Origin of the sequence: Rhodococcus sp. C1, from assembly GCF_020809065.1 — a bacterium.
Taxonomy (GTDB): Bacteria; Actinomycetota; Actinomycetes; order Mycobacteriales; family Mycobacteriaceae; genus Rhodococcus_F; species Rhodococcus_F qingshengii.
Genome location: NZ_CP078080.1, coordinates 342172 through 355801, shown reverse-complemented (window position 1 = coordinate 355801; position 13630 = coordinate 342172). Strand labels below are relative to the sequence as shown.

Annotated in this window: 18 protein-coding genes and 1 tRNA gene; 9 read left to right on the top strand and 10 right to left on the bottom strand. The window is 62.5% G+C overall.

Annotated elements, in window-relative coordinates:
• Positions 1–44 precede the first annotated feature (44 nt).
• A complete protein-coding gene (locus KTR60_RS01645; RefSeq protein WP_020968183.1) occupies positions 45–674 on the bottom strand; it encodes a TetR/AcrR family transcriptional regulator in 630 nt (209 codons plus the stop codon).
• A gap of 250 nt (positions 675–924) precedes the next feature.
• On the opposite strand from KTR60_RS01645, the gene KTR60_RS01640 reads away from it, so the two are divergent.
• Positions 925–2034 (top strand): GGDEF domain-containing protein, encoded by a 1110-nt coding sequence (locus KTR60_RS01640; RefSeq protein WP_228401691.1) that lies wholly within the window; start codon positions 925–927, stop codon positions 2032–2034.
• A gap of 12 nt (positions 2035–2046) precedes the next feature.
• Here KTR60_RS01640 and KTR60_RS01635 read toward each other — a convergent pair whose 3' ends face one another.
• Positions 2047–2502 (bottom strand): RrF2 family transcriptional regulator, encoded by a 456-nt coding sequence (locus tag KTR60_RS01635; RefSeq protein ID WP_003943908.1) that lies wholly within the window; start codon positions 2500–2502, stop codon positions 2047–2049.
• 128 nt (positions 2503–2630) lie between these two features.
• On the opposite strand from KTR60_RS01635, the gene KTR60_RS01630 reads away from it, so the two are divergent.
• Positions 2631–3572 (top strand): sterol desaturase family protein, encoded by a 942-nt coding sequence (locus KTR60_RS01630; protein ID WP_047271543.1) that lies wholly within the window; start codon positions 2631–2633, stop codon positions 3570–3572.
• On the opposite strand, the gene KTR60_RS01625 is transcribed toward KTR60_RS01630, so the two are convergent.
• The 3 genes from KTR60_RS01625 to KTR60_RS01615 all read right to left on the bottom strand — a co-directional run bounded on the left by KTR60_RS01625 (position 3538) and on the right by KTR60_RS01615 (position 5034).
• The gene (locus KTR60_RS01625; RefSeq protein WP_003943794.1) at positions 3538–3876 is read right to left on the bottom strand and encodes a DUF202 domain-containing protein; all 339 of its coding nucleotides are present in this window, start codon (positions 3874–3876) and stop codon (positions 3538–3540) included. The two genes, KTR60_RS01630 and KTR60_RS01625, sit on opposite strands and share 35 nt — an antisense overlap.
• Positions 3877–4227 (bottom strand): YidH family protein, encoded by a 351-nt coding sequence (locus KTR60_RS01620; protein WP_003943804.1) that lies wholly within the window; start codon positions 4225–4227, stop codon positions 3877–3879.
• A gap of 123 nt (positions 4228–4350) precedes the next feature.
• Complete coding sequence (locus KTR60_RS01615; RefSeq protein ID WP_020968178.1) at positions 4351–5034, bottom strand: YceI family protein; 684 nt, start codon at positions 5032–5034, stop codon at positions 4351–4353.
• 245 nt (positions 5035–5279) lie between these two features.
• Here KTR60_RS01615 and KTR60_RS01610 point away from each other — a divergent pair, with 245 nt between their 5' ends.
• Together KTR60_RS01610 and KTR60_RS01605 are read left to right on the top strand one after the other, a co-directional pair.
• Positions 5280–5453: a hypothetical protein gene (locus KTR60_RS01610; RefSeq protein WP_003943953.1), complete on the top strand. Its 174-nt coding sequence runs from the start codon at positions 5280–5282 to the stop codon at positions 5451–5453.
• Positions 5454–5551: 98 nt separating this feature from the next.
• Positions 5552–7039 (top strand): DUF1254 domain-containing protein, encoded by a 1488-nt coding sequence (locus tag KTR60_RS01605; RefSeq protein WP_228401689.1) that lies wholly within the window; start codon positions 5552–5554, stop codon positions 7037–7039.
• 52 nt (positions 7040–7091) lie between these two features.
• On the opposite strand, the gene KTR60_RS01600 is transcribed toward KTR60_RS01605, so the two are convergent.
• The 4 genes from KTR60_RS01600 to KTR60_RS01585 form a co-directional block, all read right to left on the bottom strand.
• A tRNA-Ser gene (locus tag KTR60_RS01600) sits at positions 7092–7182 on the bottom strand.
• 56 nt (positions 7183–7238) lie between these two features.
• Complete coding sequence (locus KTR60_RS01595; protein ID WP_003943869.1) at positions 7239–7430, bottom strand: CsbD family protein; 192 nt, start codon at positions 7428–7430, stop codon at positions 7239–7241.
• A gap of 138 nt (positions 7431–7568) precedes the next feature.
• On the bottom strand, positions 7569–8030 hold the full coding sequence (locus KTR60_RS01590) for a nucleoside deaminase (protein WP_003943976.1): 462 nt from the start codon (positions 8028–8030) through the stop codon (positions 7569–7571).
• On the bottom strand, positions 8031–8570 hold the full coding sequence (locus tag KTR60_RS01585; protein ID WP_003943823.1) for a tRNA adenosine deaminase-associated protein: 540 nt from the start codon (positions 8568–8570) through the stop codon (positions 8031–8033).
• A 48-nt stretch (positions 8571–8618) separates the two neighbouring features.
• Between KTR60_RS01585 and KTR60_RS01580 the strand changes: the two genes are divergently transcribed.
• Complete coding sequence (locus KTR60_RS01580) at positions 8619–9593, top strand: prephenate dehydrogenase (protein ID WP_228402309.1); 975 nt, start codon at positions 8619–8621, stop codon at positions 9591–9593.
• A gap of 26 nt (positions 9594–9619) precedes the next feature.
• Here KTR60_RS01580 and KTR60_RS01575 read toward each other — a convergent pair whose 3' ends face one another.
• Positions 9620–10207, bottom strand: coding sequence for a putative glycolipid-binding domain-containing protein (locus tag KTR60_RS01575; protein ID WP_073512852.1), 588 nt, complete (start codon positions 10205–10207; stop codon positions 9620–9622).
• 238 nt (positions 10208–10445) lie between these two features.
• Here KTR60_RS01575 and KTR60_RS01570 point away from each other — a divergent pair, with 238 nt between their 5' ends.
• From KTR60_RS01570 to KTR60_RS01555, 4 genes are read left to right on the top strand one after another with little or no spacing between them, the layout of a single operon-like run.
• Positions 10446–11591: a DNA cytosine methyltransferase gene (locus tag KTR60_RS01570; protein ID WP_178377331.1), complete on the top strand. Its 1146-nt coding sequence runs from the start codon at positions 10446–10448 to the stop codon at positions 11589–11591.
• A complete protein-coding gene (locus tag KTR60_RS01565) occupies positions 11588–12448 on the top strand; it encodes a hypothetical protein (protein ID WP_003943911.1) in 861 nt (286 codons plus the stop codon). The genes KTR60_RS01570 and KTR60_RS01565 overlap by 4 nt, the downstream gene beginning before the upstream one ends.
• A 10-nt stretch (positions 12449–12458) precedes the next feature.
• Positions 12459–12863, top strand: a complete 405-nt coding sequence (locus tag KTR60_RS01560) for a very short patch repair endonuclease (RefSeq protein WP_228401687.1) — start codon at positions 12459–12461, stop codon at positions 12861–12863.
• A 10-nt stretch (positions 12864–12873) separates the two neighbouring features.
• Positions 12874–13563, top strand: a complete 690-nt coding sequence (locus KTR60_RS01555) for a DUF998 domain-containing protein (RefSeq protein WP_228401686.1) — start codon at positions 12874–12876, stop codon at positions 13561–13563.
• The last annotated feature ends 67 nt before the right edge of the window (positions 13564–13630 follow it).

The following is a 13630-nucleotide window of genomic DNA, read 5'->3' as shown; positions in this document are numbered from 1 at the left end:
GTACGTGGACAGGTATTACGTGTGGGGCTCAGAGACGAGACATCTCAGGGACGCGACATCTCAGGGACAGGCGGCGGCGCGGGCAACCCGGCACGAATCTGCCGAAAAGCGTCGTGAACCAACTCTTCCGGACTGGAAGCCTCCGACTTTCCGCCAGTCCAGACGTCGATCACCGATTTAGCGGCTCCGCCCACCGCTCCCAGGAGGAGCGTCGGGTACAGGTCCTTCTCGGCGTCGGTACCGGTGCGCTCCGCCAATGCCTGAACGACTGCACGGTTGATCCGCTGATGCATGTCTGCGGCATCCCGGTAGAGCGCGGGACTCGAATCCGACAGCAGCCAGATACTTGCCTTCTCACTCCCACTCGGACCTGAGTCGTTCACGATTTCGACCACAAGTTCTTCGAGGACGTCGAGAATTGGTTCGTCCGCGGGCCGTGACGCAAGCGCCTCGATCCACAGGTTCACCGATTCCTCGAAACTGGCGAGCACTGCCTCCTCCTTGCTGGAGAAGTAGTTGTGGAACGTCCTCGTCGACACTCCGGCCTCGGAGGCGATTGCGTCAGCGGTGACGCATTCGATCCCCAGCGCACGAGCGAGCCGTGCTGCCGCGCCGCTGAGTGCGGCACGGGTTGCTGCCTTCTTGCGGTCACGAAGGCCTTGTTCGATGATCACCCCAACACGGTACCGAACTTGCAGAGCTCTGCAACTTTGCAGAGGTCTGCAATATTGTGCGATCGAACACACGGCACGGAAACTCGAGGCGTACCTCACACTCACGCACGGCAAATGCCTGAACAGCGCGACGGAGAGAGTTGCGAGCAACTCCGCAGCCTGACGCCGCCTGCCAAGTTGACGCGTGAATCAACATGGCCTGACATACTTTGCGGTGAATTAACCGTAATTTGCTCGGCGAAGGATTCTGATGGACCCGCTCCTGCACACCTGGCCGGTTTCGTCCACGGTGATGCTGTGGGGATCGAAGTCCGGACGAGGCTCCGTACTACGTCTCGTCCGTCTCACCATCGGGTTCTGCTCACTCAATTTCTCGATCGTGGCGTTCCTGTTTCTCCTCAGCGGAGAGGGCCCGGACGGACCGTTTGCGCGCAGTTGGCTCGTCGGCATTGCGGCCGTCAACCTGATCCCTACGATTCTCTGGTTTGTCGGCCGAATCAGAGGTTCACGCATGCTCAAGCTCTACGGACTGTGGGCGGATCTCGGAACTGCCTCGGTTCTCATCACCTTCACCAGCCATAACGCCGCCCTCTTCGGCGCGGCACTCTTTGTCGCCACCGGCGCCTACTTCACCTATTTTCTCGATTACCGCTGGTTGGCCTTCCATCTCGCCTTTGCCACGACATTTGTCATCGCCCTGACGGTGCTCGGCCTGACGAACGGCGACTACTCGACAACCAGCGTGATCGCACGCACGGACGTCGTCCTGTGTGCCGTGATCTTCATTCCGGCCACGATTCAGTTCACCTGGCGGCAATTACTCGCGCGCGCAACGGGATCCAAAGTGGATGCGCTTACCGGCCTGTTGAACCGACGAGGACTGTGGGACATGTCGGAGCGCATCTGGTCGGTCGCGTCGGCAAATCGTGCCGACATTGCTGTTGCCGTCGTCGACATCGACAAGTTCAAGGCGGTGAACGACACGTTCGGCCACGAAGTCGGTGACGCCGTCATCATCCGGACCGGAACGCGCCTGCAGGCGCATGTGAACGGTTTCGGTTACGCCGCGCGCACCGGCGGCGAGGAGTTCACCGTTGTGATGATCGGTACTCCGTACGGACTTCGCAAACGAATCGCCACGCTCCCCAAAGCCGTGGTGAACGCCTCCGACGACCACCTGGCCACGGTCAGCGTCGGCGCAGCGACGCTACCTTTCATCCCACATCAGGAAGAGTTCGACTACAACGAGTTCTCCCGAGCAATCGTTGCAGCCGATCATCTGATGTACGACGCAAAATCCGCGGGAGGCAACACCGCGAACACTGCTCCTATGGCAGTTCCGCGTCGACGAGCACACTGAAACCGGGCTGTATCAGCGCCGATTCCACGCCTCGGGATCTGCCGTCAGTTCGTGAATGAACTCGGGCAACTCTCCACCTGCAACATCGGTGAGTGTGACATTTTCGAGCACAGCACGGAGGTTGACTCGCACTGCAATCCACACCTCCTTGAGGGGCGTTGCCGGTCCCCCGTAGTCGACGTCTTCCGGTCGCTGACCCCGAATCGAAGCCAGCGGTCCTTCGACAGCTCGTATGACGTCGGCAATCGTGATCTCGTCCGCGGACCGAGCGAGCCAGTATCCCCCGTCCGGGCCTCGACGGCTGTTGACCAAGCCGCCCCGCCGCAGGTCCGAGAGCACCGCTTCCAGGAACTTGTGGGGTATTACCTGGGATTTGGCGAGAAACTCGGCCTTGGCCGGGTCAGGACCGACTGCCGCGAGCTCGACCAGAGTCCGCACGGCGTAGTCCACCTTCGCGGTGATATGCACCGGCAATTCCTACCATCGTTCTATGAATAGTCGCAACAAACCTGCGAGTTCTTCGCTGCAAAGGGTTCCATGACGTTACATTTTGATGCATGATGTAACGATCGGAGCTAAAGAACAGGACAAATCACGTGTGGGAAACCCTTCTCGAATCATGGAAGTCACTGCTCGAACCGCTCCATGATCCCGTTACGCTCGCAATCCCCGCGTTTGTCATCTTCCTCGCAATCGAATGGTTCGCGGCCCGTGCGCTCGAAGATCATCCCGACGACGCCGACGGACGCGCACGGCCGGCACAGGGCGGCTACCGAAGCGCCGACGCCAGAACCAGCGTTCTACTCGGACTCGTGTCGATCGCAACGAGCACCTTCTGGAAAGTGCTGGCGCTGATCGGCTATTCCGCAATCTGGGTGTATCTCGCTCCGTGGCACCTCTCGCCGACTGCCTGGTACACCTGGGTGATCCTGCTGCTCGGAATCGACGTCCTCTATTACGCGTATCACCGCATCGCACACCGAGTTCGAGTCATCTGGGCCACACACCAGGCTCACCATTCGAGCGAGTACTTCAATTTCAGCACCGCACTGCGGCAGAAGTGGAACAACAGCGGTGAGATCATCATGTGGTTGCCGTTGCCGTTCCTCGGGATCCCGCCGTGGATGGTGTTCGTCGGCTTCTCCGTCAGCCTCGTCTACCAGTTCTTCGTCCACACCGAACGTGTCGGAAAACTCTGGCGGCCCATCGAATTCATCTTCAACACGCCGTCACACCATCGCGTCCACCACGGCTCCGACGCCGAGTACCTCGACCGCAACTACGCCGGAATCCTCATCATCTGGGACCGGATGTTCGGAACCTTCGCAGCCGAAACCCACCGGCCCACCTACGGACTCACGACGCCGGTCGGAACGTACAACATCTGGAAGCTCCAAACGCGCGAATATGCTGCCATTGCTCGTGATTGGAAGGCGTCGACATCGTGGCGGCAGCGAGCCGGCTACGTGTTCGGCCCGCCCGGCTGGGCGCCGAAAGCCGAGGTCACTTCAGCAGAATCCACAGCCCCGTCGCACTGAGCAGGAGCAGAGCGACCGCGAGAGTTGCTCCCATACCCAAAGCGGGCGTTGCCTTTTCGGCCGAAAACTGGGCCAACCGCCTGGGCCGCGACCGACGTTCGTAGACCGTCACCGCGACGACGAGCACGGCAGCGACGGACGGGCCGATCAGGGCCACCGACCCGAACGGCGGCAACCATCTCAGACAGGCGGCAGACAAGCCGAGGATCGACAGACTCGTACGCACGAACGAGAGCGATGTGCGCTCGGACTGCAAGCCCTTGTCCGGAGGCTTGACACCTTCCGACGGTTCCAGCGCGGTCAATCAGTTCACGACCTCGACCACCAGGACGGTCGCGCAGATCACCAGCACGATGCCGACGACCGGCGCCATGAGCGGCACCGGCAATGAGCGCTCAGTTCGCAGTGCACGCTCGGCGCTGATCCAGTGGACAAAGGAAGTGATGGCGATCAGAGCACCGCCGACGAGCAACAACGCGGCCAAGCCGGATCGAACCGTCGGATTGAGAATGTCGCCGCCGAACGCTTCGAGTCCGACGCCCGACGCGACGAAAGCCGTTGCAGTGCGGATCCAAGCCAGATATGTCCGCTCATTGGCGAGAGTGAACCGTGGATCGGGGTCTTCGCCCGTTCGGAACGGTCTCCACCGGGGCATCACCTGTTCATTCCGTCCGGGCAGAGATCGCACACTGCCTTCGGAACGGACAAGAAGAAAGGAAGGTCATGTCCTTAATCTTCCCTGCCCGCCCCGAAGCAGTGCGAATCGGGTGGACGTAATTCAGCTCGCGGCGAGTGAGACCAGGAAGTCCACCGAGCCGCTGCCGTCGACGGTGACGAAACCGAGGGACGGAGGCTCGACTCCGAAATCGGTCCAGGTGACCGGAATCGAGCCCGATGCGATCAGCGAATCACCCGAATGCAGCACGGTCATGTCGACCGACACCGGCTTGGACTGACCCTTGAGCGTCAGCGTTCCTGACACCGTGACCGTCGCCGTTGTTCCGTCCGTCGGTACAGCAGACAAGTCCACCGGCGAGTCGATCGTGAACGTCGCCGTCGGATACGTGCTGGTATCCATCACATTGCCCGTGAACTGGCCGTCCCGCCGATCCGAGTCGGTCTTGATGCTTGCCACCTGCACCGTTACTTCGCCGGAAGTGAGCTTTTCACCCTCGACAACCGCGTTTCCGCTCACCTCGCCGGTGGTTCCGACGACGGTCACACTCGATCCGTTCAGAATCTCGTGCACGGTGTATCCCGCTGCCGTCTGGTTGTCCCCCTGCCCGGCGACGACGGTCCACTGCCCGTCGATCGATCCGGACGCCGCTTCTGCGCCCTGAGTGGATACCACGGCCGCCGGCGCATCGTCTTCAGCGATGAATTTCCCGTACGCCCACGGCCCCACAAGCAGGGCGAGTACGACCACAACTACTGCTCCGCCGATCCACCAGATCTTTTTCATGGGCTCGACGATAGTTGCAGCTTCAACAGTTGTCAGGACTTACGACCTGGGAGAACCCTGTGAAAGTGCTCCACGACCACCGAAGGCGAGCCACATCTACAGCCATTAGTAATCATTTGGTAAAGTCGACTGTGCATTCCGGCCCCCAGCCTGGAATGCCTGGGCCGTGCGCATCGAATCATGCATCGATCCCGATGCGCACGGTCTGCCCGAAACACGAATCACACCGATCGAGGGAGCTCGCGATGGCGGACCTGACGCTCCTGACCGACGACGAGTTACGCGAGCGTCGGATCGCCCTCAGTCGATCCCTCACTACCGCAGCAGATTTGATCCCCACCCCGCCACCCTCGTTCTTCGAGAAGCTGAAGCAGGACATCGATGCCGCCGCTGCAGAGTGGATCGCCCGCCGCTCCTGAACGTTCGAATTGCGCACACAGAACCGGTTTTCGATTTCCTCACCGGTTCACCCCGCAAGGGTGATGATGCAGCGGACGGTCACCGGCACCATGACTTCATGGACTCCCCGACCGACTCAATCGCACAAGGTTTCACGCCGGCACACGCTCAACTGGCGAGATCGGCCGGAGTTCCAGCAACGCTCGCCGCTGAGAGTTACGTGGAAGCCCTCGCCCGGATCGTCTATTACTGGGGCTATCCAGCTGTGGACACCTTCGGCCGAACAAACATGTGGGAGATCATGGATGGCAAGACCGGACTCCAACTCGGTCTTCTGCCAGGCGCCGCCAAGAATTCCACAGGTGCCCTCACCGACTACATGAGCCCGGCGCAGCGGTGGGTCGTCTCACCCAACAACGACACGATCTACGGCGCAGGATTCGCCGATCTCACCGACGAAACCGCAGTGATACAGACCCCGACCGAGGTACCCGACGGCCATTACTGGACTATCCAGATCGTCGACGTGCTGACCAATGTGACTCACCAACTTGGTTCGGCGACAGGCACTCCCGGCGGAAAGTTCCTTCTGGTCGGACCTGATTGGGATGGCGAGTTGCCGGAAGACTTCCTCGATGTGCTTCGATCACCGACGAACGTGGCTGGTGTCTTCCCTCGCAGTTTCGCAGCACGTTCCGAGGCGTCCAAGCAGCAGGCGCGGTCGGTGCTCGACCAGATCGGCATGTACCCCTTCAGCGAGGATCGACCCGGCCCGCGGTCCTTCGGCTACGAGGCCCACGCCGCGAACTCGATCTACCCTCAGGGCGTCACCGCCGAAATGTTGGCGGTCGATCCCGACGCCAGTCGACCTCAATGGGTGAAGCCGGAATCTTTCTGGACCGATCTTGCAGCAATGCTCGATTTCAACCCGACCATGGGCGCAGCAGACACCCCGATGGCTGATCAAGCCAAGACGCTTGTCGCACTGTATCGTTCGGACAAGTCGTACCGAGCGCTGCTCGACCGCGCCGCGCTCCGCGCCGACGTCGCCCTCCATCAATCGGCGAGCTACGTCCAAACCGGGGTCGACGCAGGCAACGGATGGCAACGGCAACGCAACAGTGGCCTGTGGGGCACCGACTGGTTCGGACGGGCGCTCGCGGCCGTCATCTACATTTACGTCAACGACTTTCACGAGGCTGTCTACCTCATCCGGGGTACCGACCACGACGGAGCGTTACTCCACGGCCGCGAGCGGTACACCATGACCTTCACAGAAGACGCACTCCCACCCGTCGACCGCAGTCGCGGCGGCTTCTGGTCTCTGACCATGTACGACAAGGACGCATTTATGCTCGCCGACGCACCGGGTAACCGCGTCAACCTCGGCACCGTCAATCTCGACGCGGGCGATCTCGTCTTTCGTGACGGGAAGCTCACCTTGCACCTGTCTCACGACGAGCCGACCGATCCGGATGCTCGTGCCAACTGGCTACCCGCTCCGCACGACGAATTTCGACTGATCATTCGCAGCTATGTCCCCGACAAATCAGTCCTCGATGAAACCTACCGATTCCCTGACGTCGTCCGAGCAACGGGACTATAGGCGCCACCAAGCACAAAAAAGCTCCCCACCTGCGTGAACAGGTGGGGAGCTTTGGCGGTGGCGGAGGGATTTGAACCCTCGGACGGGGGTTACCCGTCACACGCTTTCGAGGCGTGCTCCTTAGGCCGCTCGGACACGCCACCGTTGGTGACTTTACCGGATGGAGTGCCCGTGGCTGAAATCGCCAGGTGGAGCGGTATTACGTGAGCTTGTCCTTGATGCTGGACGCGGCGTCCTTGACCTTCTCGCCTGCATCCTTGACGGCCGATTTCACCTGGTCGCCCTTGCCTTCGTTTTCGAGGTCCCGGTCACCGGTAGCGCTGCCAGCAGCTTCCTTGGCCTTGCCCCCGAGGTCTTCGGCCTTGTTCTGAGCCTTGTCTGCGATTCCCATGAGTACTCCTCTGTGAACGCGAACGAATCGCCTTCCGACGATCCGCCGATGCCCTGACGGCATCTGCCTCCACCATGCCCTCGATTGATGGATCCGGCTACCCGAGTGTGCGATCACTCTCGATGGGGAATACCGAATTCAGGCCCGCTGCTCGCGGAAGAAATCTTCCAAAAGCCCAGCGCATTCGTCCTCGAGGACCCCGCCGCGCACCTGCGGCCGATAGGTCAATCTTTTATCTCGAACTACGTCCCATAATGATCCGACGGCTCCGGTTTTCGGCTCCCACGCCCCGAAAACGACCCGAGAAACCCGGGCGAGGACCAGAGCGCCCGCACACATCGTGCATGGCTCGAGGGTCACGGCAAGCGTCGCACCTTCCAGGCGCCAGCCGTCACCGTAGGTTTTTGCGGCAGCACGCAACGCGAGGATTTCGGCGTGCGCGGTCGGATCGGACGACGCTTCCCTGGCATTGGAGGCCCGAGCAACTTCGACGCCGTCTGCGTCGAACACCACTGCCCCGACCGGGACGTCTGCGTCGGAGGCGGAACGTGCGGCCACGATGGCCGCACGGATCATGCGCTGATCGTCAGCGAGAGTCATCTAGCGCGGGAGCTTGTCGAGCGCTGCGCCGAACTCGGATGCGAACCCGAGTCGCTGCGCGATCATCCCCAACTGCTCGTCCGGATAGAGATCGGTCTCGGCCGCGATGACGGCGAGCACGGGTTCCGGCAGGCCCAGATCGGCCAGCACGGACAGATCGCCCTCTTCCCAGGGTTCGACATCGTCGAGGTCGTCCGGGTCGATGTCGGGGATCTCGATGTGCAAGGCGTCGAGGACGTCGGCTGCGATGTCGTAGTCGATGGCGGCGGTCGCGTCGGAAATCAGCAACTGCGTGCCCGACGGCGCCGGACGCAACACGATGAAGAACTCGTCGTCGACGTCGAGAAGACCGAAGACGGCACCCGAACTTCGCAGCTCACGCAGCTGCGTTTCGGCGGCCGAGAGCGAGGTCAACGCGTCGGGCGTCAGTGCCTTGACCGTCCAACGCCCCTCTTCACGGACCACCGCGACACCGAAGCCTTCAAGCTCCTCCGACTGGTTCGAAGAGGCGCTCTTGTTACCCGCGCGCTGTGCACCCATGGCGCAACGGTAGCCCGCCTGGTGCCAGTGAGTGAAGTCCGAGCATCGATGTGCCAACCTGAACTCGTGTCTGCGATCGATTCCGCCCCACCAGTCTGCGTTCTCGGCCTCGGATTGATCGGCGGTTCGCTACTTCGCGCCGCCGTCCGATCCGGCCGCCGGGCGTGGGGTTACAACCGTTCCAGCGAGTCCGCCGACGCGGCCCGAGCCGACGGTTTCGACGCCGACACCGATCTGGTTTCAGTGCTGCAGAGAGCAAACGAAAGCGGCGCGATCATTGTGATCGCCGTGCCGATGCCTGCCGTCGACGCCACCTTGGAGGCAATCGCCGCGCATGCGCCCGACAATCCGATCACGGACGTCGTCAGCGTCAAGGGTGAAGTGAAGGCCGCGGTCGAACGAGCGGGCTTGAGCGCCAAGTTCGTGGGCGGTCATCCGATGGCGGGGACGTCAGCTTCGGGTTGGGCGGTCGGGGATGCCGATCTGTTCGTCGACGCGGTATGGGTCGTTGCCACCGACAGCGGCGTCGACGCAGATGTGTGGTCGCAGGTCGCCGACCTCGCGCTCGACTGCGGCTCGGTGGTCGTGCCGGCCGAATCTCTGGAACACGATCGAGCAGTCGCGCGAATCTCGCATCTGTCTCACCTGCTCGCGGAAACGCTTGCGATCACCGGAGCTGCCGGCGGCGAACTGGCTCTCGGGCTGGCTGCCGGATCATTTCGCGACGGCACCCGCGTAGCCGGGAGCGCTCCTGGCCTGGTGCGGGCGATGTGCGAGGGCAACCGCGACGCCCTGCTGGTCGCGCTGGACGAGGCGCTCGACCTTTTGCAGGGTGCACGTACCGATCTGCTCGACAACGGCTCGACGGCACGATTGGTGGACGCAGGGTTCGCGGCGCGCGGCGCCTACGAGTCGCACGAGCGGTGGGACATCGAAGACGTTCAGGCCGGAGAACCCGACTGGATCAACCGGATGCGAGACGCCGGTCGACGCGGCGGCGTCATCCGGCGATCCGCAACCTAGAACTACGCAACCTGGAGATACGAAACCTAGATACGAGTTGCCAGACCCGGGTAGTCGAGGACAAAACCTTCGGTGTCGACGGACAGCGTCGAGCTGGACACCGGGGACAGCACACTGATTCCGTCGGCGCCGGAGCTGTAGGTGATGGTCGCACCCTCGACGCGCAGGTCGAGGAGATTGACGTAGACGACCGGGACCTCGGCGTCTTCGATGTCGTTCTGCAAGCCGACGCGGCGGATGGGCAGCGTGTTGAAGAACGGGCTGAGGATCACGTCGACATCGAGTGCGCCATCGAACGCAGAGCGCTGGTGACTGGCGCCGTTCTCGACCATCCAGGTGCCTTCTTCGTCCCGGCTGATCGACATCTGACGCTCACCGGCGGCCAGGGCGGTCCGCACGGACAACCGGCGGGTGATGCCGGCCTCGTCGGTGACCAGGTCGTACGACGCGCTGAATGCCGGGTGCTCACTGCAGGCTCCACCGATGATCCGGCCGGAAGCCTTGATGCGATTTCCGTTCAGCTGCACACGAACAGACTCCATACGAGGAGCGTTGTGGGCCTGCCAGGTCAATACCGCGGGCCAGGACGCGTCACCGGAAGGTTGGATGCTCACCCGACCACGGTAATGGACGAACGGGCACGGAGCACCGCTGGTTCGGGTTATTGCTTCGATCAGGGACCTTTTAGGGACTTCGATCGGCCCCGAAGATCTCGATGTAAGGCGTTTCACAACGGTTCTTCCGTAAGGAGCACGCCGCGGACCGAATAGTTGGCAAACGGTGTCGGAGTTCTCGAGTACCGTGCTTCTAGGTCGGTTCGTGAGGAAGGGTGCTGTGACGTCGTCGCGGAGCATGGTGGGTTTGTTTGCCGGTATCGGTGGTCTCGAGTTGGGGCTCTCGGAACATGGGTGGAACACCGAACTGCTGTGTGAAATCGATCCGGGCGCGCAGGCAGTTCTCCGTTCGCGTTTCGCCGACGTGCCGTTGCACGGTGACGTCACCAAACTTCGCGCGCTGCCCAGTGACATCGAATTGGTGGCCGCCGGTTTCCCCTGCCAGGACCTCTCTCAGGCCGGCAAAACGGCAGGCATCACCGGCGCACGCTCAGGCCTGGTGGACGAGGTGTTCCGTCTGGTCAAGCGTAAGAGGGGCCCGCGCTGGCTGTTGATCGAGAACGTTCCGTTCATGCTCCAGCTCGGCAAGGGCGCCGCCATGCGGCACATCACCGACGCCCTCGAAGACCTCGGATACACCTGGGCGTACCGGGTGGTCGACGCCCGCGCCTTCGGACTCCCCCAGCGTCGCCAGCGAGTCATCATGCTTGCCTCGCGCACAGATGATCCCCGCGAAATCCTGTTCGGCCAGGACGCCGGCGAGCGCCTGGGTGGCGATCCCGCGGACTACCCCTGCGGCTTCTACTGGACCGAAGGCACTCGCGGTCTCGGATGGGCCGTCAATGCCGTGCCGACGCTCAAGGGCGGCTCGTCCGTCGGCATCCCCAGTCAGCCGGCAGTCCGGTTGCCGTCAGGTGAGATCGTCACTCCCGGTCTAGTCGATGCCGAGCGACTGCAGGGTTTCGATCCCGACTGGACGCTGCCGTCCGTCGAGGTTCCCGGCCTACGCCACAGCCATCGCTGGAAGCTCGTCGGCAATGCCGTGAGCGTGCGGATGGCGTCGTGGGTCGGTGGCCGGTTGAGCGATCCCATCGAATACGACGCCGCGGGCGAGACGCCACTCGAACCGGGCGACGCCTGGCCGAGTGCGGCCTGGGGCCGTAACCGCCAGGCCTTCCGCGTCCATACCTCGACCTGGCCGGTCCAGTACGACTACGAGGATCTGAGCGGCTTCCTCGAAGACACGCGGTTGCTGTCGGCTCGGGCCACCGCCGGCTTCCTCAAGCGCGCGCGCATGGGCAATCTTCGGTTCATCCCCGGTTTCATCGAGGACGTCGAAAGCCATCTCGAGCGGATGGGCGGATACCCCGAGGCCGCAGCATGACGGACTCGCTGTTTCCCGAACCTGAAACGCTGTTTTCCGAGCCGGAACACGAACCACTGTGGAGTGCACTGCAACTCGCGGGCGACAAGCCCCCGGCCGACGCCGATCGCGGCGAGAAGAAGAACTACGCCCAGCGACTGTCCAATCAACTGGCACAGACGGTCGCCGACGCTCTGCGTCCGCTGTATCCCAACATCACCCCGACGGCGTCCGGAGAAGGCCAGGAGGCAACAGTCGATGTCGCCAAGGGCCGAAAGCGCTTGGACGTCAAGGCACTCGACCCCACTCTCGGCCTGATCCTCTGCGTCTCCATCAAGACATACAACTTCCAGGACTACAGTCCCCGCAGCGGCAAGCTGGGACGGTGGACCAAGAACATCGTCCGCAACGACCACGAATTGCGTGGCGAGGCAATGGTTCTGCATCAGCGTCAGCCGTACAGCGTGTTGGTCGCCGTCATGTTCGAGCCGTACGCCACGTGCGACGACGGCGACCCGACCAAGACCAGCGACACCGGCAAATCCTCTTTTGCACACCACGTCACGACGCTCTCGAAGCGCTCGGGCCGAGGCAAGCGCGCGGTGGTCGGCGTTCCGGGAAAGGCCTGGGTGGATCTCGGCGCCGAGGACACCCGCTACGACCTCTTCGAGAAGGTCTACATCGGACTCTACGAACCCGATGGCGCAGTTCGGTTCTTCGACGTCGACGAGCCGCCGCCGCGCAACGGCCGCCCCACCGAAGCTCAGACGCTCTCGTTCACCGACTTCGTGACCGTCGTGCACGGTGAAGTGGAGCGTCGCAACAGGTTTGCGCCTACCTGGTCCGATCCCGAAGACAGCGAAGATTCCGACGGCTGAGGGAACCACGGTGCCTGCGACGGATCCTGCCACCAGCGCTCGGATGAGCGCTCAGCGTCGGCGCGACACCAAACCCGAAATCGCACTTCGACGCGAGCTGCATCGACGCAGACTCCGGTACTTCGTGGATCGGGCGCCGATCAAAGGTGTTCGCCGACGGGCCGATCTGGTATTTCCACGCCGCAAAGTCGCGGTGTTCGTGGACGGATGCTTCTGGCACAGCTGCCCGCAGCATGCGACGTTTCCCAAGAACAACGCGCAGTGGTGGACGGACAAGTTGGCCGCCAACGTGGTTCGAGACCGCGACACCGATGCACGTCTGGCAGAGCAGGGTTGGACCGTCATCCGCATCTGGGAGCACGAAGATCCGCTGGTAGCGGCCGAACGCGTCCAGAAAGCCCTGCTCGGTCCGTAAGCTCGATTTCGTGAAGGAACGCAACGTTGCGCGGTGGGGTTTGGTGGCTGCGCTGGCTCTGGGCGGAATCGTCTACTCGTCGTGGATTCTCGAATTCTTCCTGGACACCGGCCTCGACCCGGTGACATCGTTCCTCAGCGAACTCGATGCCGAGAACCAGAAATACCGCGATGTCTTCGGTAACGCCGATGTCCTGTCCGCAATGTTGATGTTGATCTCCGGAGCGCTGGGTCTGCTGATCACGCCCCGGCGAAGGCTCTACGTCACGGGCTGGATTGCGCTGGCGGTGTTCGGCATCGCGACCATCGCCGACGCGTCGTTCCCCCTCGAATGCTCGGGCGAGGGTTGCCCGTCGAGCGCACCCGACGGTCTACTTCCGCAGCTCCACCATGTTCACGCGTTGACGAGCAGCGTGGCGGTCTTCGCGATCTTCACCGCGATGATCGCATTCACCGTGGGAGCGTTCAGGTATCGCGAGCACCCTTCTTTGCGGACGACGGGTCTGACCATTCTGATCCTGACTTCCCTTGCGACGGTGTGGATGTTGACGACCAACAGCATCGAAGTCTCCGGCGGCGGTAATCTCGGACTGGGTATCGCTCAACGTGCGCAGGTGCTGGGAATGTCGTTGTGGTTGTGCACCCTGGCATTTGCGATGTCGAGGCCGCCATCCACCGGGCTCCCGGCGTCGCCGCGCTGACAGGTTTTCCGGCAAGCGATTCGGGCGATCCTGGAACTACAACTGAAAATGGCTGCCCCGAACTAGC